The sequence below is a fragment of the Bacillus cereus group sp. Bce041 genome (assembly GCF_052646455.1).
Map to the genome: position 1 here is coordinate 17,080 of NZ_JBQXON010000007.1, position 18,137 is coordinate 35,216.

Sequence of the window (18,137 nt, forward strand, 5' to 3'; positions counted from 1 at the left end):
AAAGTGTTCCCTAGATTGGGAACACTTTTTTATTTATTGCATTGTAATTTTCTCCACACAATTTTCATAAATAGTACGGTGTGATTTTGAGAAAGGTAATTGCTCAAATACCTCTTTCGATACAAATTTTAATGTATCTGTATCAACAATATTACCGGTTACTTTTCCGTAAAATACAAATATATCCCAAGTACGATGTGTAAACGTATGTTGTACATTAATTGCGTATTCATCAATAGAAATCTCGAGCTCATATTTTTCTTTCATATAATCTATAAGCTGTTCCTTCTGATTTCGAATACCTTCTCCAAGTTCAGCATTAGGAAACTCCCACATGTTAGCTAACAAACCTGTACTTGGACGTTTATTAATAACGTAACGACCGTCTTCAGTTTGAAGTACGCCTGCAACAATAGGTACCATTTTAGGAGCTTTCGCTTTACTTTTTACTGGTAATTCTTTTTGAACACCTTCAGCATATCCTCTGCAATGCTCACGCACAGGACAAAGTAAGCACGATGGATTTTTAGGAATACAAATCAATGCACCTAATTCCATCAATCCTTGATTAAAATAAGATGGGTTTTCTACTGAAATAATTTCACGCACAATCTCTTCAAAAACTTTTCGAGTCTTTGGTTTTGCAATATCATCCCATACTGATAAAATACGAGATAATACACGCATAACATTTCCATCAACTGCCGGCTCTGGTATACCATATGCGATACTTAAAATAGCACCTTTTGTATATGGTCCTACTCCTTTTAACTTTTCAATTTTCTTTACATCACTTGGTACAACCCCGCCGTATACTTCTTTTACCTCTTTTACTGCCGCATGTAAATTACGTGCTCTAGAATAATATCCTAAACCTTCCCATGCTTTTAATACTTCTTCATCATCTGCGTTCGCTAACGCTTCAAGTGTAGGAAACTTCCCCATAAAATTTGCGTAATATGGTTTTACAGCTTCTACTCTTGTTTGCTGCAACATAATTTCAGAAACCCAAACACGGTATGGATCTTTATTCTTTCTCCACGGTAAGTCACGCTGTTCTTCTTCAAACCAACCAATTAAATCATTTTGAAACTGTTCTATATTAAAATTGTTTAGTATTTCAAGTGTCAAACTTGATCCCCCTCATTTTTTTGCATATAAGTACTATTATAAAGATTTTAGGAAAAAATTTAAGTAAGATGACATAGGAAATAGAAGGCAAAGGACTTGAGGTATCGAATAAAAAGAGTTACATTAATAAAAAACGGAGGTGGATTTCTATGGACACAGCCACTCACCTTGTTATGGGTATCACTTTAGGTAGCTTAGCAACATTAGATCCAGCCATAGCACAAAGTGATATTGGCCCCCAAGCTGTTATGCTTGCTACAATTGCTGGTTCCAACATTCCTGACATTGACACAGTTCTAAAATTGCGTAATAACGCTAAATATATAAGAAATCATCGTGGGATTACTCATTCTATTCCCGCGGTAATTCTTTGGTCATTCCTTATAAGTGGCATCTCTTTCGCCTTCTTTTCAGAAGCTCCATATCTTCATCTACTACTTTGGTCATTTATTGCCGTCTTTCTTCACGTCTTTGTAGATATTTTCAACGCCTATGGTACACAAGCATTACGACCTTTCACAAAAAAATGGGTCGCACTTGGCATAATTAATACATTCGATACCGTAATTTTCTTTATCCATATACTTGCAATTGCTTGCATGCTCGTCGGTTCTCATAAGGGATATACAGCTTTAGCGGCATATATATTAATGATTGTTTACTATATCGGACGGATTATGATGCACAGAAATATAAGAAGCGTTGTACACAAACGTTTCAAAAATGTCGAAAAGATTATCATTTCTCCTTCTTACCGATTTTATCATTACCATTTAGCAGTCGTTACGGCTGATTATTACTACGTTGCGAGATGGCACCGTGGTAACATCATGATATATGACAAGTTCGATCGGGTACCGTTCCCAGACAATAATATTATGCGAGCAGCTAAACAAGATGAAAACATCTCAGCCTTCCTATCTTTCTCTCCTGTATATCGCTGGGATATTTTTGATCATGACCATTATTATGAAGTACGATTCATTGATTTACGATATCGAAGTAAAGATTATTATCCATTTGTTGCAATCGTTCAGCTCGACCACAATTTAAATATTATTAGTTCCTATACAGGATGGATCTTTAGTGAAGAAAAGCTTCGAAAAAAACTGGAATTACTTCCACATTAAAAAAAGCGACTTAAGTCGCTTTTTTTAATGTTTCAAATGATCTTCTTGATTAATTAAATGACTATACTTCGGATTATTTGTCCGCATTTCATGAAGGCGTACACCATGATTATTAATCCATGATCGTACCACTTGTTCCGTCATTTCATCGCCTTGATAACGACCTGATTTTGCATAAGTTGTTTGAAAATCTTCCCATAGTAACTCAACCCACGCACGAGCTTGTGCGTAAGAAAGCTTGTCATTCTTGTCTAATAATTCTTTCGTTAATGTTTCATAAATATCATTCATATTATAATCTCCTTTTACCTATTTATCCCTTCATTTCTAAAGGATAGTTTCTTCAATTTTGCACATTCTATAATTGATACTTCTTAAAAAGGTATCAACCGATAATGAGGAGGGCGTTCGCAATGGGTAAACAAGCCGAATTTTGGTCTGAGTCAAAAAACAACAGCAAAATCGACGGTCAACCGAAAGCGAAATCACGCTTCGCTTCGAAACGACCTAACGGCACAATTAACACGCACCCACAAGAACGTATGCGTGCTGCAAATCAGCAGGAAGAGTAGTACAAATTAAATTAACTTCCTACACGAGGTGATAAAGATGAGCTACCGTGATCGCTTAGATAGTCGTTCTGAATTATTTAACCATACGTGGACTCGTCCAAAACATGCGAAAGCGCAAGTTAACGGACAGACGCAACAAACCCAGTCTCTCATTATATTGGCAAATGAATGTAAAAAACGCCAATTTTAGAATCTCCTATCTCCTTTAACGCCTACCAAAGATGAAAACCAGAGAGATATGTGCTCTCTGGTTTTTATTTTTCTTGCAATAAGGAAATTGGTATGCCAATCTCTTCATTATCATTTTGCTTATATCCCCAAGCAAATACCCCATTGAAATACGTAATTTTAAATAATACACCAGGTTCTTCTACTAATTCATATGTTTCACCAATATGGAACTTGTTTATATCCGTCATATAAGCACGAGCCATTGCCATTTTTCTCATTAATACATCAAATTCATTGACAATCCCAAGCTGCTCAGCTTTTACTGCTTGCTCCTTCAAAGCGCCAATTTCTTCCCTTAGCTCATGCGGTGTCATTTCACTGTAGCGTTTTGGCATATTCATCTTATTCTCCTCATTCCTCTTCGCGTTTCATTTGCAAAAATATCTCGATTTCATCAATAGAGAATCCTTTTCGATATAACGCTTGTTTCATCTTGTTTTCAAATGTCCATCCATCATGCTTCTTATATTTCTCATAATATTTATTCCCATGATAGTGTAACGCTTCTTGTTGCTTTTCGTCATCTTTTTCGTCTTTCAATTCTTCCAAACAAATTTGAATTACTTCTCTAGAATATCCTTTTCGAACAAGCATCTCATCTAACTTTAGTTTCATTTGTAAAAAAGAATGTTTTTGATAAGATTTTTTCTTCTTCTCTATGAGAAACAAGGCATTCTCAATTTGCTTTTCCTTCGGATATTCTTGTAAACTATGTGTAATAATTAAATCCTGAACACCTTTATTTAATAACTCTCTTTTAATAACAGTTGGACCTTTTCGATTCACATTACTTTGCGTTCGCGTATATAAAACAGCATACTCTTTATCATTAATATATCGGTCATGTAATAATTTCGAAACGACTTCAGAGATGATGGCCTGTCCCACTTCTTTTTTTCGTAAAAAATCTTCTATTTCTTGTTTTGTTCTCATTTGATAGGATAAATAGGAGATTGCTTGTAAATATGCTTTTTGTACTTCTTCATTGTACAAAATATTCCCTAACTCGATTTCATCAATTTCTAAGCCCTTTTGTAATCCATGTTTTATTAAGATTACTTGATCCACACTAAATCCGTACTCTTCGCCTTGACCTTTATCAATATAAATATTAAATCGTTCTTTCGATCGTTTTTGTACTTCTATTTTTGTAATGACAGCCATACTCTCACCTCTCTATTATTTTAACATAGTCGAGGAACATTTTTTCTTTTCAAGAATATATATAATGAGGAGGAAATACTTGTGAAAATCGCAATTTCTGGTGGTACAGGCTTTATCGGTAAATCCCTTTCTACTTTTTTTATTCAAAAAGGATATACTGTTTACATTCTCACACGAAAAAAAACTACTGAAACTTCCGACCCTAACCTTCAGTATGTTCAATGGACACCAGATTTACAAACCTTCCCCCTCTCTTCTATTGATGTAGTTATTAATCTAGCCGGAGAGTCTATTAATAGTAGATGGACAAAGCAACAAAAGAAAGCCATTTTAAACAGTAGAATTCAAACAACAAAAGGACTCATTAAACAATTGCAGGGACTCCATACAAAGCCACACACATTTATTAACGCAAGTGCTATTGGATACTACGGAACATCTGAAATAGAGTCTTTTACAGAACAGCATGAGACTCCTGGAAATGACTTTTTAGCAAATACAGTATATTCATGGGAACAAGAAGCATCTAAAGCACGTTCTCTCGGAATACGAACAATCTACGCAAGATTTGGAGTCGTATTAGGTGCAAATGGAGGAGCTCTTCCAAAAATGCTACTTCCCTATCAATTCTATATCGGCGGCACCATTGGTTCTGGGAAGCAATGGTTATCATGGATTCATATAGACGACGTCGTTCGTATGATGGATTTCATCATACACAAAAAAGAAATTGATGGCCCTCTTAATATGACAGCACCAACACCCATAAGAATGAAGGAATTTGGAGAAAACATTGCAACTATAATGAACAAGCCTCATTGGTTGCCTGTACCTTCATTTATCATTCAAACTTTATTAGGTGAAATGAGCATACTTGTACTAGAAGGGCAACGTGTATTACCCATTAAGGCAATTGAACATGGATACCAATACACATTTCCGGCAATAGACCATGCATTACAAAATATACTTTCGCATACAATGTAGTACTTCTAAAACACAATTTTACATGGGCTCTTTCAAAACTTTCATTTTCTAGGATCCGAAGCATTACCATACAAATAACCTTTCAGTTACTTTCCCTTAACTTCCATTAGCATTATAAAGTAACAGAAATGAGGTACCTATGAAAATATTGCTCAAACAAGCCATTGTATACCCTATTACATCTCAAAAGTTTCAAGGCGATGTACTCGTTACAGGAGAGCGAATTACCGAGGTCAAATCTTTTATTCAACCTACTCAAGATATGACCGTTATAGATGCACGAGCACTCCATCTCTTACCTGGCTTTATTGATGTCCATACTCACCTTGGTCTCTATGATGAAGGCACTGGTTGGGCTGGAAATGATGCCAATGAAACATCTGAAGTTTCAACACCACATATTCGTTCTTTAGATGGAATCCACCCTTTGGATATCGCCTTTCAAGACGCTGTACAAAACGGAATTACAACCGTTCACGTTATGCCTGGCAGTCAAAATATTATCGGGGGGACTACTTGTGTAATAAAAACAGCTGGAACTTGTATTGATCATATGATTATTCAAGAACCTGCTGGTTTAAAGATTGCCTTTGGAGAAAATCCTAAAAAAGTCCATAGTAATGGAACAAAAGAATCCATTACACGTATGGGGATTATGGGGTTACTTCGGGAATCATTCTATGAAGCACAACACTACGGGCACGAAGCTGATTTTCGAATGCTTCCTATTTTAAAAGCATTACGTCGTGAAATACCCGTACGTATCCACGCTCACCGAGCAGATGATATTAGTTCTGCGCTACGCTTTGCAACGGAATTCAACCTCGATCTACGTATTGAACATTGTACAGAAGGACACTTTCTTGTTGAAGAGCTTTCGAAACATAATTTGAAGGTTTCAGTTGGTCCCACTCTGACACGTCGTTCTAAAATCGAACTAAAAAACAAGACATGGGATACTTACCATATATTATCTAAAAATGGTGTGGAAGTTTCTATAACAACAGATCATCCTTATACACCCATTCAATATTTAAATATTTGTGCCGCTGTCGCAGTAAGAGAAGGATTAGACGAGAAAACAGCACTAGAAGGAATCACCATATTCCCAGCGCGAAATTTGCGTTTAGAGGATAGAATTGGAAGCATCGAGGTTGGAAAAGACGCCGATCTCGTGTTATGGACTCATCATCCTTTCCATTATTTAGCCAAGCCTGTACTAACTATGATTGATGGAAAAATAATTTACAAAAAAAATAAAAAAAACTAGTTTATTTTTTTGACTAGATAAAGTATTATACGATTATAAACTGAATGAAACCATAATCAATTTGTGTCGTGATTATCATTTTCAAATTGATGAATGGGGAAGGCAAATGGTGCGCCACCAGCGTTAGAAACTGGTTCTAGTGGGTTCGATTCCCACCCCGAAATTTTTTAAAGATTGATATAAAAATTTCGAGGGTGGGGTGTTTTTTCGTCATGCTACCCTCGTGTGAGGAGGAGTTAGTATGTTGAAAAAACGCGACTTACACGACAGCCACGTTCTATACGAGTTAATGGTGGATCCAGCTGTCTTCCCTTTTGTGCGTCAAAAGGCTTATTCTTATGAAGAATATTTATTCTTAACAAAACAAACGATTGAAGCTGAAGAGCGTGGTGAATTAATTTCACGCACAATTTTAGATGAATGGGGTAACCCTATCGGAACAATTACTTTATTTGATGTGCAAGAAAAAGCTGGATTTCTCGGGACATGGCTCGGCAAACCATATCATGGAAAAGGCTATAATAAATTGGCAAAAGATTCATTTTTTAGTGAACTTTTCTATGAATTAGATATTGAAACAATTTTCATGCGTATTCGTAAAATAAATATTCGTTCTATTAAAGCTGCAGAAAAACTGCAATATGTGAATCTAGCAAACGAAACAAGAAAAGCCGTATATGATGAAATTAACGCAAACGAAGAAGTATATAACTTATATGAAATTCCAAAAGATCAATACACACTTGCTACAATGCGAGATACAACCTTCCAAGATGCTCATCAATTAAAAGAAGCATAATCTAAATTTTCTGAAATGATAATCAATCATTAACATTTTCCATATGCGTATATCCCCTCATGTCTTTGGAAACGATAAATAGTAACTTTAAGACACGAGGTGATTTGTAATGGATAAAAAGAAACGTGATAAAGCAAAAAACACATTATCTAGTACACAAGAAGTTCTCTATCAACGCGAATTTCAAAAAGCAGATCGTGCAGCAGGATATCGCTCGAAAAGCATTTAAAGTGAAAATGAATAATTAGAAGTTTCCCCCCTAATTATTCATTTTCATTACATAATTTTCTCGATTGATAGAAGTAAGCAAAAAAAGCCCCTTATACATAAGGGGCTTTTTTTGCTGTGGACAACTTTATCCACAAAACCAACAGAATTGTTAGTAATTTTCAAAAACATTTAATATTTTTCTATATTAAAGCATATATCAGCTGTTTTAATTGTGGATATTTTTCTAAAAATTGTGGACAATGTGGATATAGTTGTTAATATTCCGACTTTACTGTTTAATGAAAGCGCAATCCTTTTGTGGATAACTGGCTGAATTTTCTTTGAAAATAATAAAGAACCCTCTTTACATATACAAAGAGGGTTTCATATTAAGTAAAAGATTGTGCAAGAGCAGGTGATTTAATAGGTATATGACGCGGTTCTGCATGATTTTCTGCCAAAATTGCATCTACAATATGACCAGCTGGCTCTGGAAGATAGATGCTTTTCATTGCTTCTTTCATTTGAAGAAGCTTCACATCATCTTGTAATAATGCCTCTGTTTTTGCAAAAACCTCACTATCATCGCGAATGACAACTGCTGCTCCCTTTCTTTCAAAGTACATCGCATTTTCATTTTCTTGTCCTGGAACAGGCTTATATAAAATGACAGGTACTTGCAACGCTGCTGCTTCACTTAATGTTATTCCGCCTGGCTTCGTAATCATACAAGAAGTAACACGGAATAATTCATCAATATTTTCAACATACCCAAACACTTTTAATGCATCGGAATTTTGCTTCTGTAAACTTAATAAATCCTGTTTTAAAGCTTCATTTTTCCCACAAACGACAACTACTTGTAAATTAGGCACTGACATAAATGATTGGCATAGTTCTTTTACATTTCCTAATACCCCATGAGCACCTGCTACAATTAGTAAAATCTTTTTATTCTTACATAACTGATATTTAGTATATATGATTTCTGGATTTACCTTTAACTCAAAACTACTCCGAATTGGAATTCCTGTTTCAACAATTTGTTCCGCAGGTACACCGATATCAACCATCAATTCTTTCACATGATCCGTTGCAACAAAATAACGATCTACTTCTCGATGAATCCATATTTTGTGCACGCAAAAATCCGTTAATACGTTATAGACAGGAATTGAAATACCTGTTTGTTTCTTCAATTCTGGTACAGCGATAATTGGAAATGTATTAATTACAATATCTGGTTTCTCCACCTGTAATAGTGTTTTCAAACGTTTTCTTCCAAAGTTCGCATACCAAGATGCTATTTTCTTATCATAAATTTTTTCTACCCCGTAATAAAACAAACGATATAATTCTTTTCCTATTGTATAACTTTTTAAATATAGATATTTTGTAATGTCAGTTATAAATGGATGTGATTCTCCAAACAAGTCGCATACAATAACATCTTCAATTCCTTTTTGGCGAAATGTTTGTTCTAATGTTTTTGCTACTTGCACATGACCATTACCGTAATGTGCAGTTAATATTAAAACCTTGGGGTTTTTTATCAAACAAATCCACTCCTAGCTTTTTGTTTCTCCATATTGCATATACGACAATAGGAAAAACATTTTCCTTAAAAATTACATAAACAGATTCTAATAATTCCCTTTCAGCTATGTACCTGTCGTGGATATGCAAAGCATATAAGATTGACCCCTTAATCCTATCTGTGCTCATATCTTTACATTATACTTTCCTATAAGAGCTTTCGCAATAACTTACAAGTGTTCTCTATTCCATGATACTCACTCTTTTACTTCTTAATTCTTTTTACTATTTTGATTTCCCTTTACAATTATGTAAATTTCTCCATTTATTCCGTACAAAATTATGGATATTCTACTTTCAGTATAATCTTTTATCAATATATACTCTAGATTTTATTGTAAAGAAAGCAAAAAGCCTAATCCAATATTTGGATTAGACCGCTTGTAAAATATATTTAGCATGTTCTACATTTTTCTCAGTAGGTGGTTCTACATTTGCGAGTGGATACTTGTGTCCAAGCGCCTCCCATTTATATACACCAAGCTTATGATATGGTAACACTTCAACTTTTTGAACATTAGACAGACTTTGAATAAAGCTAGATAGTTTTTGTAGATCCTCTTCATTATCCGTAACACCAGGAACTAATACGTGTCGTACCCAAATCGGTTTATTCTTATCCGATAAATAACGAGCAAATTGTAAAATATGTTCATTTGGTTTCCCTGTTAATTTACGATGCTTTTTGGAATCGATATGTTTCAGATCCAATAAAACTAAATCTGTATAATCCATTAAAATATCTAGCTTATTTTGGAATTCTGGTTCCTCAGAATAACAACCACCCGAAGAGTCGATTGTTGTATGGATACCAGCCGCTTTACACTTTTTAAACAACTCAATTAAAAAGTCTAGCTGTAATAATGGCTCTCCACCGCTAACTGTTATACCGCCTCCGGAAGCTTCAATAAATGGAAGGTAACATGTCACATCCTGCATCACTTCTTCAACTGTTATTTCTTTACCTTTACCGATTTCCCACGTATCAGCATTATGACAATATTGACAACGTAATAAACACCCTTGTGTAAATATGACATAACGAATCCCCGGGCCATCAACAGTACCACAAGACTCTACAGAATGTATTCTTCCTTTTACCATGTTACTTCCTCCTTTATTGAAACAGCCTCCCTTCGCTATATATTAAGAGCGAAGGGACACCTTTTTTCATTTACATGCTTTCATGCATTGTACGGTTAATTACATCAATTTGTTGTTCACGAGTTAATTTAATAAAGTTTACAGCATAACCAGATACACGAATTGTTAATTGTGGATACTTCTCAGGATGTTCCATTGCATCCATTAATGTTTCACGGTTAAATACGTTAATATTTAAGTGGTGCCCTTCTTTTACTGCATAGCCATCAAGCATTGATACTAAGTTACGTACTTGTACATCATCTTCTTTACCAAGTGCTTTCGGAATAATAGAGAATGTATTAGAAATACCATCTTGTGCATCTTCATATGGTAATTTAGCCACAGATAATAATGAAGCTAATGCACCTTTTTTATCGCGTCCATGCATTGGGTTCGCACCTGGTGCAAATGGTTCTCCAGTACGGCGGCCATCTGGAGTATTACCAGTTTTCTTACCGTAAACAACGTTAGATGTGATTGTTAAGATTGACATTGTATGAACAGAGTTTCTGTATGTTTTATGTTTACGAAGTTTATTCATAAATGTTTTTACAAGATTTACAGCAATCTCATCTACACGATCATCATTGTTACCGTATTTAGGGAAATCTCCTTCAATCTCGAAGTCAACTGCAATACCATTTTCATCACGAATTGGTTTTACTTTTGCGTATTTAATTGCACTTAATGAATCTGCTACTACAGATAGACCAGCGATACCTGTTGCCATTGTACGAAGAACGTTTGTATCATGAAGTGCCATTTCAATACGTTCGTAGCTATATTTATCATGCATGTAATGGATAACATTTAATGTGTTTAAATATAGACCCGCTAACCATTCCATTGTCATATCAAACTTATGCATAACTTCTTCATAATTTAATACTTCAGAAGTAATTGGTGCGTACTCAGGACCAACTTGTGCTTTTGACTTTTCATCTTTGCCACCGTTAATCGCATATAATAATGCTTTGGCTAAGTTTGCACGAGCTCCGAAGAACTGCATTTGTTTACCGATTCTCATTGCAGATACGCAACATGCAATACCGTAATCATCGCCGTATTCAGGACGCATAATGTCATCATTCTCATATTGAATTGCTGATGTTTTAATAGACATTTTCGCACAGTAGTTTTTAAAGTTCTCTGGTAATTGTTTAGACCAAAGAACAGTTAAGTTGGGTTCTGGAGCTGGTCCTAAATTATCTAATGTATGCAAGAAACGGAATGAGTTCTTTGTTACTAATGGACGACCATCTAATGCCATACCACCGATAGATTCAGTTACCCAAGTTGGGTCACCAGAGAATAATTCATTATAATCAGGTGTTCTTGCGAATTTCACAAGACGTAATTTCATAATGAAGTGATCTACAATTTCTTGTACTTCTTCTTCTGTTAAAGTACCATTTGCTAAATCTCTTTCAATGTAAATATCTAAGAATGTAGAAGTACGTCCAAGACTCATTGCAGCTCCGTTTTGTTCTTTAATCGCTGCAAGGTATGCGAAGTATAACCATTGGAATGCTTCTTGTGCATTTGTTGCTGGCTTAGAAATATCGAAGCCATGAGAAGCAGCCATTTCTTTTAACTCTTGAAGTGCACGCATTTGCTCAGATAACTCTTCGCGTAAACGCATCGTATCTTCGCTCATTACACCACCAGTTAAATTCAAATCAGCTTTTTTCGCTTCAATTAAATGATCAATACCATATAACGCTACTCGGCGATAGTCACCGATAATACGTCCACGTCCGTATGCATCTGGAAGACCAGTAATAACACCTGATTTACGTGCATTTCTCATTTCTGGTGTGTATGCATCAAATACACCTTGGTTATGAGTTTTTCTCCACTCTCTAAAAATACGACTAAGTTCTTTATCCATTTCGTATCCATAAGATTCACAAGCTTGTTCTGCCATACGAATACCACCATATGGTTGTAAAGAACGTTTAAATGGTTTATCAGTTTGGAAACCGACTACTTTTTCAATATCTTTATTTAAGTATCCTGGGTCATGTGATGTAATAGAAGAAACAATTTTTGTATCCATATCAAGAACGCCACCGTTTTCACGTTCTTTCGTTGTTAAATCCATTACTTGATCCCAAAGTTGTTTCGTTGCTTCAGTTGCTTCTGCTAAGAAAGATTCGTCCCCTTCGAAAACGTTTACATTATTTAAAATGAAATCGCGAACATCAATCTCTGCTTTCCATTTTTCACCTTTAAAGTTTTCCCATGCGTTTTTAACATTTTCTAATACTTGAGTCATCCTAATCTCCTCCATTTTTGATTAGTACAGGACTAAGATTTTTTATATAACAGCTTACACACTTAGAATACTACTTTTTTACGAAAGTGAACGAAATAGTTGTGACATGTTTGTGAAATATTGAGCAAACTACTATATATATAGTGTTAACTTCATTTAAAAGTCTTTAAAATTAACCCTTTCCTTAATTGTATTTTTTTGGTATCCTTATATACGAGTCCTATTTTGTAATATAAGAACAATACCCATTGTAGAGCTGTAATACTCTTATCTCCTAATCTGTTATAGTTTTTATAACAGAACAAAAAAGTGTACACATGTTGTACACTTTTTTTGTTACTTCTATAAAACATCTCTTTTTCTATTGCCATCATAGAATCCGCCACGATTGTCTGTTAATGCAATTATTTGATCTAGTCCTTCTATATGATCACCTATAATTCGAAGTACAGCTGGTGGATGACCTATTTTAGCAAAATGTTCACTGGGACGAATACGGTTCATCTTATCGACCTCAACACGACTTACACATGCAACTTCAAATCCTGAAAGAATAGCTTTCACTTGGGCTACACACGGCGCCAGTAAAGATCTATACCCAATTTCTTTCAAACACTTACGGCTAAACGCATTCGGTACAGCGATAAGAGAGCCTACGCCTAGATCTTTTCTATCACAAGCTAAATTTAATGCATATTTAAATGCAGTTACAAGATGAAGCGGTACTCTTAAATCTAAATAATGATTTAGATCATTTAATGCAACATCTGTTCCATCTGCAATAGCTTTCGCAAAAGGATATAGCTCACTCGCTGGAATAACAAAATCGCCATCTATAAATAACACAATTTCTCCTTTTGCAAAATACGTTCCAAGTGAGCGCCCCACATCATTTCCGAGTGCTTCTTTATATACAATTGTCGTTGCCCCTTTGTCTTTTGCAATTTTTTTCGTTTTATCTGACGAACCATTTACGACAACGATAATTTCGAAGGGTTCAATTTTGCGAAGCTCTTCTATAACGTTTCCAATTGTTTTCTCTTCATCTTGTACGGGAATAACAACCGATAGTTGCTTTCCTTTATAGAAATCAGATGTAACACCCCACCCTTGATAAAACTCTTCAAAACTTAAAGTATGATAGACACTATCCCTTTTCCTATTTCCATCATAATATCCTCCGCGCTCATCACTGCTTAATATCCGTTCTGCTACTGCTTCTATATGATCACCTATCATTCTTTTTTCAGATTGGGAAAGATTTGTCCCATATGCAGCATGCTGGAATGGACGAAATTTATTCGGCGTAATAACGTCAATAGCACAATGACGACTAATTCTCCATTTACTTTGAACTAGGCGTAAATGAGCCACAATAGGATTAACAAAACATTCATATCCGATGCTTTGAACGACTTCTTTCGTCAGCGCATGAGGTACATCTAATAAAGAATTCATTTTTAATTCTTCACGCTCTAACATTGCATTTAATATTTGGCGCCATACTGTAATAGAAGTGGTTTTTTGCCTTTTTAAAAATAATGCATCCAAATTATTTAAAACTACATCTGCCTGATCGTATAAAATCGGATTAAGGAATAATTTTAATTTTGAAGTTGGAATAGCAAAATCACCATCTATAAATAGTAATACATCGCCTATCGCATGTTTTGCGCCGACTGCACGTCCAACATCGTTCCCTAGTAGCTCTGTATGCTTGATTACTTTACACCCTAAACGATCTGCAACATCTTCTGTTCCATCATTACAACCGTTTGCTACTACAATGATTTCTACTGGATTTAATGGTCTTACCGATTGAATAACGTCTGAAATCGTATCGACCTCATTACATGCAGGAATAATAACAGATAATGACTTAGCCATTGTTTTGTTCACGAAACCACTTAATTGTTTCCTTCAATCCGTTTTCCCACGTTACTTTCGCCTGAAATTGAACAAGCTCTTTTAATTTTGTTACATCTGGTCTTCTATTTGGAATTTCTTCAAAACCATGAGGATATACTTCTTCAAAAGGCACTTGGACAATCTTCGAAGAAGAATTCGTTAATTTTTTAATTACTTCTGCTACTTCTTTTATGCTCTTTTCATTCTCAGAACCTATATTAATAATCTCACCATTTACCTTCTCATCCATTGCCCGAATCGTTGCCTCTACCGCATCACTTACATACGTAAAACAACGTGTCTGCTTTCCATCTCCATATACGAGAATGTCTTCTCCTTGCAGTGCCGCGCGGATAAATCGCGGGATTACTCCTGCATATGGACCATCTTTCGCTCTTGGACCATAAATATTAAAGTATCGAACAATCGTTACTGGTAAACCTTCTAATGCGTACCCTAAACATAATGTCTCTTCCAACGTTTTACAAACTGCATAACTCCAACGAATTTTAGAAGTTGCCCCGTACAATCGATCTCCCTCTTCAGAGAAAGGCGGCTTGGCCTTACCATATACTTCTGAAGTAGAAGCAAAAACTACTTTCTTCTTTCCTTTTAACGCTGCTTGTAAAACATTTCTCGTCCCATCAAAATTCGTTTCTATGAGCTCTATACTTTTTTCCATTGTTGTTTTCACACCTAAAATTGCTGCTAAATGAAACACGACATCATGCTGATCTACTAATTCATAAATAGAATTTTTATCTAAAACACTTATTGGAATAACACGGATTTCTTTCATTAACTCTTTATGGTACTTATTTTTACCTTTATAAAAGTTATCCACAACAGTGACCTCATAACCTCTTCTCATCAACTCTTCAGCTAAATGCGACCCGATAAATCCGGCCCCACCTGTAATTAAACATTTCTTACTCATTTACTCACCTTCTTTACAATCCCGCGTGTATCTATTACTCGATCCATTCCTTTAAAAAGCTTCCAATCAATATTAGAATGATCCGTTAAAATTAAAATACAATCCGCTTTTTTAACTTTTTCTTCATCTAAAGAAACAGATTGGTACACCTTATCTCCAATTTCCGCGGAAGAAATATAAGGATCATGATATTCTATCTCGTATCCTTGATTTCTTAATAATTGAATAATCGGTAACGCTGGTGATTCTCTCAAATCATTTACATCTTTTTTATACGCAATCCCTACAATTAACACCGTTGCAGGTAATTGCACCACACTTTTTACTTTCCGGACCATTTTCTCTGGCATTTCTTCATTAATTATATGTGCAGCCTCAATTAATTGACTAATTGCCCCATTCTTTTTTATTCTCCATTGAAAATATAAAGGGTCTACGGGAATACAGTGTCCCCCTATCCCTGGCCCTGGCCAATACGGAGTAAACCCAAATGGTTTTGTAGATGCCGCTTCAATGGCCTCATAAAAATCAATGCCTAAACTTTCACATAGTGTGTTTAGTTCATTTACTAAAGAAATGTTAACTAAGCGCTGAATATTTTCAAATAGCTTGCACATCTCTGCTACTTTCGGAGAGCTAACAGGTACAACTTCGTCAAAAATGGTACTATATAAATCCTGTACCTTTTGTTTACACTTTTCTGTTTGTCCACTAATAACTTTTGGAATAGCTTGAACTGAATATTGACTATTTGCTGGATCAATTCTCTCAGGGGAATATCCGATATAGAAATCTTCCCCTACCTTTTTACCATTTTGAGAAATAATAGGTAGGATGACTTCTTCAAGTGTACCTGGATATGTGGAGCTTTCAAAAATGAAGGTTTGTCCTTTTTGAAGGTTTTGTTGTATATAATGCGAAGCTGAAATGAGGGCACTTAAATCTGGTTCTCTTTGTTCATTAATTGGAGTCGGGACAGTGACAATAACATAATCACTATTTTGAAAATCAGCAATGCCTTGATCCGGTGTATTTACTGTTAATTTTTTTTTCGTCAATAAACTTTGTAACTCTTTAGAAGAAACATCCGGAATATAACTTTCTCCTTTTATAATTGAGTCTATTTTTCTAATATCTTTATCTAATCCAAGTACTGTATGCCCTCTTTCTGCAAAATGTACCGCTAAAGGAAGGCCAACATACCCTAGCCCAATAATAGCTACTTTACTACTATTCATTTGTATTCTCTTCTTCCCTTCTCAATTGTTGAATTACATCTCTATCTCTATCTCCATCTGTAAAACCACCACGTTCGTCCGTACATTGTAATAAATACGCAACCGCTTCAAGTTGATCACCGAAAATACGATCAAATGCTGAAATACGCCCATTTACAAATTCGTGTTGCTCTGGACGTACGCGATTTGTTTTTATAACATCTACTAACTCTACTGTTGTAATAGAGAATCCTTCTAAAATAGCTTTCACTTGTGCTAATGGCGGAATGATAAGGGAATCATATCCTATTTTCTCTATTACCTTCTTATGAATGGCATGTGGTACAGCAGTTAGTGAGTTATTCCATAAATCTGGTCGTTTCGCTATCAAATTCACAAAGTATTTTCCCATACTAATTGGATCTGCTGGATGAAACATATCTAATAAGCATTGTAAATCATTTAACACCACGTCATTTCCATCTTCAACAGCATGTAAAAATAGAGTGAGTTTTTTTGCTGGAATAACAAGATCACTATCAACGAATAAACAAATATCTGCCGTAGCATGCATGGCACCTATTGCTCGTGCTACATTATGTCCAAGCGCCTTCGTAAACTCAACAACAATAACATTCTCTAGCTTTGCCTGTTTAACAGTCTCAACATCTGCTCCATTCGCGACAACTATAATTTCATCTACACCTGCTTCTTTCACTTCTTTTATAACAGACCTTATGGTTATTTTCTCTTCTGATACTGGGATAATGGCACTATATTTCGCTTTATTCTTTTGTAATAAAACTGGTTTATACTTTCCTACAAACTCTCTATCTCTATTGTCCTCTGAAAAACCACCGCGTTTACCATATGTTTCGATTACGTATTGTAAAGCTCGCAAATGATCACCCATAATACGACTAGTCGCTTTCGGATAAGGAGAGCCAGGCGATGTACCAGTATGCACAGGACGAACTTTATTTGTGTAGATGACATCAACTGAAGCCATATCAGAAATATCTACTCCTCTAGACATCGCCATCGCTTGAAATAATGCTGGATCTGCTAAATTCCACCACCCCAGTTTTTCAATCACTTTACGACTTATCGCATGTGGTATTGCAATTAAAGAACCTACAACAAACTCTTTCTTGTTCAAATAACGATTTAACATATATTTTCCAACCGTCGTATAATGCGGTCTCATCTTCAAGTAAACGGACCATGTTAAATTATTTAAAACAATCTCATGTCCTTGTCGTATTCCTTTAATAAAATTGTATAATTCTTCACTTTTCATGACGATATCACCATCTAAAAACAAAACAATCTCGCCTTTTGCTTCTCTAGCACCAATTGCCCGTCCCACATCATTACCAAGAGAATATCTATAATAAATCACACGGCAATTATGCTGTAATGCTATTTCCTTCGTCCCATCTGTCGATCCATTATCTACTATGATAACTTCATATGGTTCGAGCTTTCTTACCTCTACTAAAACTTTTGATAAAGTACTTGCTTCATTATGCACTGGAATAACAACTGACACTCTCATACT

General features: G+C 35.3%; 19 protein-coding genes. 7 read left to right on the forward strand and 12 right to left on the reverse strand.

The window, feature by feature from the left end; genetic code table 11:
- Positions 1 to 33: 33 nt before the first annotated feature.
- Complete coding sequence (gene mutY / locus ACUN13_RS21090; RefSeq protein ID WP_445423942.1) at positions 34 to 1,131, reverse strand: A/G-specific adenine glycosylase; 1,098 nt, start codon at positions 1,129 to 1,131, stop codon at positions 34 to 36.
- A gap of 149 nt (positions 1,132 to 1,280) precedes the next feature.
- Here mutY and ACUN13_RS21095 point away from each other — a divergent pair, with 149 nt between their 5' ends.
- Positions 1,281 to 2,261, forward strand: a complete 981-nt coding sequence (locus tag ACUN13_RS21095; protein WP_000379112.1) for a metal-dependent hydrolase — start codon at positions 1,281 to 1,283, stop codon at positions 2,259 to 2,261.
- Between the two features lie 24 nt (positions 2,262 to 2,285).
- Here ACUN13_RS21095 and ACUN13_RS21100 read toward each other — a convergent pair whose 3' ends face one another.
- Positions 2,286 to 2,552, reverse strand: a complete 267-nt coding sequence (locus ACUN13_RS21100) for a YfhJ family protein (protein ID WP_000998166.1) — start codon at positions 2,550 to 2,552, stop codon at positions 2,286 to 2,288.
- 122 nt (positions 2,553 to 2,674) lie between these two features.
- Between ACUN13_RS21100 and ACUN13_RS21105 the strand changes: the two genes are divergently transcribed.
- Both ACUN13_RS21105 and ACUN13_RS21110 read left to right on the forward strand, forming a co-directional pair.
- On the forward strand, positions 2,675 to 2,833 hold the full coding sequence (locus tag ACUN13_RS21105) for a small, acid-soluble spore protein K (RefSeq protein ID WP_000517891.1): 159 nt from the start codon (positions 2,675 to 2,677) through the stop codon (positions 2,831 to 2,833).
- 37 nt (positions 2,834 to 2,870) lie between these two features.
- Entirely contained in the window at positions 2,871 to 3,023 is a 153-nt protein-coding gene (locus ACUN13_RS21110; RefSeq protein ID WP_000122093.1) for a YpzG family protein, read from the forward strand.
- A 64-nt stretch (positions 3,024 to 3,087) separates the two neighbouring features.
- Here the strand turns inward: ACUN13_RS21110 and ACUN13_RS21115 are convergent, their stop codons facing one another.
- Positions 3,088 to 3,405 carry a YfhH family protein gene (locus ACUN13_RS21115; protein ID WP_001057020.1) on the reverse strand — a complete coding sequence of 106 codons (318 nt, stop codon included), beginning with the start codon at positions 3,403 to 3,405 and terminating at the stop codon, positions 3,088 to 3,090.
- Positions 3,406 to 3,415: 10 nt separating this feature from the next.
- Positions 3,416 to 4,228, reverse strand: coding sequence for a recombination regulator RecX (gene recX / locus ACUN13_RS21120; RefSeq protein WP_000268502.1), 813 nt, complete (start codon positions 4,226 to 4,228; stop codon positions 3,416 to 3,418).
- An 81-nt stretch (positions 4,229 to 4,309) separates the two neighbouring features.
- Between recX and ACUN13_RS21125 the strand changes: the two genes are divergently transcribed.
- The 4 genes from ACUN13_RS21125 to ACUN13_RS21140 all read left to right on the forward strand — a co-directional run bounded on the left by ACUN13_RS21125 (position 4,310) and on the right by ACUN13_RS21140 (position 7,513).
- A complete protein-coding gene (locus tag ACUN13_RS21125; protein ID WP_000684382.1) occupies positions 4,310 to 5,215 on the forward strand; it encodes a TIGR01777 family oxidoreductase in 906 nt (301 codons plus the stop codon).
- A gap of 139 nt (positions 5,216 to 5,354) precedes the next feature.
- Positions 5,355 to 6,485, forward strand: coding sequence for an amidohydrolase (locus ACUN13_RS21130; RefSeq protein WP_025687079.1), 1,131 nt, complete (start codon positions 5,355 to 5,357; stop codon positions 6,483 to 6,485).
- A 241-nt stretch (positions 6,486 to 6,726) separates the two neighbouring features.
- Complete coding sequence (locus ACUN13_RS21135; protein WP_000914737.1) at positions 6,727 to 7,284, forward strand: GNAT family N-acetyltransferase; 558 nt, start codon at positions 6,727 to 6,729, stop codon at positions 7,282 to 7,284.
- Positions 7,285 to 7,393: 109 nt separating this feature from the next.
- Positions 7,394 to 7,513 carry a YfhE family protein gene (locus ACUN13_RS21140; protein ID WP_000358482.1) on the forward strand — a complete coding sequence of 40 codons (120 nt, stop codon included), beginning with the start codon at positions 7,394 to 7,396 and terminating at the stop codon, positions 7,511 to 7,513.
- Between the two features lie 370 nt (positions 7,514 to 7,883).
- Here the strand turns inward: ACUN13_RS21140 and ACUN13_RS21145 are convergent, their stop codons facing one another.
- From ACUN13_RS21145 to ACUN13_RS21180, 8 genes are all read right to left on the reverse strand, one after another.
- Positions 7,884 to 9,050 carry a diglucosyl diacylglycerol synthase gene (locus ACUN13_RS21145; RefSeq protein WP_000594691.1) on the reverse strand — a complete coding sequence of 389 codons (1,167 nt, stop codon included), beginning with the start codon at positions 9,048 to 9,050 and terminating at the stop codon, positions 7,884 to 7,886.
- A gap of 412 nt (positions 9,051 to 9,462) precedes the next feature.
- Complete coding sequence (gene pflA, locus ACUN13_RS21150; RefSeq protein WP_000238458.1) at positions 9,463 to 10,194, reverse strand: pyruvate formate-lyase-activating protein; 732 nt, start codon at positions 10,192 to 10,194, stop codon at positions 9,463 to 9,465.
- 70 nt (positions 10,195 to 10,264) lie between these two features.
- A complete protein-coding gene (gene pflB / locus ACUN13_RS21155; protein WP_025687077.1) occupies positions 10,265 to 12,514 on the reverse strand; it encodes a formate C-acetyltransferase in 2,250 nt (749 codons plus the stop codon).
- Positions 12,515 to 12,666: 152 nt separating this feature from the next.
- Positions 12,667 to 12,888, reverse strand: coding sequence for a hypothetical protein (locus ACUN13_RS21160; protein WP_002094217.1), 222 nt, complete (start codon positions 12,886 to 12,888; stop codon positions 12,667 to 12,669).
- Positions 12,857 to 14,401, reverse strand: a complete 1,545-nt coding sequence (locus tag ACUN13_RS21165) for a glycosyltransferase family 2 protein (RefSeq protein WP_013141734.1) — start codon at positions 14,399 to 14,401, stop codon at positions 12,857 to 12,859. The genes ACUN13_RS21160 and ACUN13_RS21165 overlap by 32 nt, the downstream gene beginning before the upstream one ends.
- Entirely contained in the window at positions 14,394 to 15,359 is a 966-nt protein-coding gene (locus ACUN13_RS21170; RefSeq protein ID WP_000037020.1) for an NAD-dependent epimerase/dehydratase family protein, read from the reverse strand. Before ACUN13_RS21170 ends, ACUN13_RS21165 begins: the two co-directional genes overlap by 8 nt.
- Positions 15,356 to 16,597, reverse strand: coding sequence for a nucleotide sugar dehydrogenase (locus ACUN13_RS21175; protein WP_001088925.1), 1,242 nt, complete (start codon positions 16,595 to 16,597; stop codon positions 15,356 to 15,358). The genes ACUN13_RS21170 and ACUN13_RS21175 overlap by 4 nt, the downstream gene beginning before the upstream one ends.
- Positions 16,590 to 18,134 carry a glycosyltransferase family 2 protein gene (locus tag ACUN13_RS21180; RefSeq protein ID WP_025687076.1) on the reverse strand — a complete coding sequence of 515 codons (1,545 nt, stop codon included), beginning with the start codon at positions 18,132 to 18,134 and terminating at the stop codon, positions 16,590 to 16,592. Before ACUN13_RS21180 ends, ACUN13_RS21175 begins: the two co-directional genes overlap by 8 nt.
- Positions 18,135 to 18,137: the final 3 nt, after the last annotated feature.

Bases quoted from the DNA above. Each gene is read 5' to 3' on its own strand.
- recX (WP_000268502.1), bottom strand. From the start codon at position 4,228: ATGGCTGTCATTACAAAAATAGAAGTACAAAAACGATCGAAAGAACGA.
- ACUN13_RS21175 (WP_001088925.1), bottom strand. From the start codon at position 16,597: ATGAATAGTAGTAAAGTAGCTATTATTGGGCTAGGGTATGTTGGCCTT.
- ACUN13_RS21095 (WP_000379112.1), top strand. From the start codon at position 1,281: ATGGACACAGCCACTCACCTTGTTATGGGTATCACTTTAGGTAGCTTA.
- ACUN13_RS21170 (WP_000037020.1), bottom strand. From the start codon at position 15,359: ATGAGTAAGAAATGTTTAATTACAGGTGGGGCCGGATTTATCGGGTCG.
- ACUN13_RS21110 (WP_000122093.1), top strand. From the start codon at position 2,871: ATGAGCTACCGTGATCGCTTAGATAGTCGTTCTGAATTATTTAACCAT.
- ACUN13_RS21115 (WP_001057020.1), bottom strand. From the start codon at position 3,405: ATGAATATGCCAAAACGCTACAGTGAAATGACACCGCATGAGCTAAGG.
- ACUN13_RS21105 (WP_000517891.1), top strand. From the start codon at position 2,675: ATGGGTAAACAAGCCGAATTTTGGTCTGAGTCAAAAAACAACAGCAAA.
- ACUN13_RS21160 (WP_002094217.1), bottom strand. From the start codon at position 12,888: ATGATGGCAATAGAAAAAGAGATGTTTTATAGAAGTAACAAAAAAAGT.
- ACUN13_RS21165 (WP_013141734.1), bottom strand. From the start codon at position 14,401: ATGGCTAAGTCATTATCTGTTATTATTCCTGCATGTAATGAGGTCGAT.
- ACUN13_RS21135 (WP_000914737.1), top strand. From the start codon at position 6,727: ATGTTGAAAAAACGCGACTTACACGACAGCCACGTTCTATACGAGTTA.
- pflA (WP_000238458.1), bottom strand. From the start codon at position 10,194: ATGGTAAAAGGAAGAATACATTCTGTAGAGTCTTGTGGTACTGTTGAT.
- ACUN13_RS21100 (WP_000998166.1), bottom strand. From the start codon at position 2,552: ATGAATGATATTTATGAAACATTAACGAAAGAATTATTAGACAAGAAT.
- ACUN13_RS21140 (WP_000358482.1), top strand. From the start codon at position 7,394: ATGGATAAAAAGAAACGTGATAAAGCAAAAAACACATTATCTAGTACA.
- ACUN13_RS21130 (WP_025687079.1), top strand. From the start codon at position 5,355: ATGAAAATATTGCTCAAACAAGCCATTGTATACCCTATTACATCTCAA.
- ACUN13_RS21180 (WP_025687076.1), bottom strand. From the start codon at position 18,134: ATGAGAGTGTCAGTTGTTATTCCAGTGCATAATGAAGCAAGTACTTTA.
- pflB (WP_025687077.1), bottom strand. From the start codon at position 12,514: ATGACTCAAGTATTAGAAAATGTTAAAAACGCATGGGAAAACTTTAAA.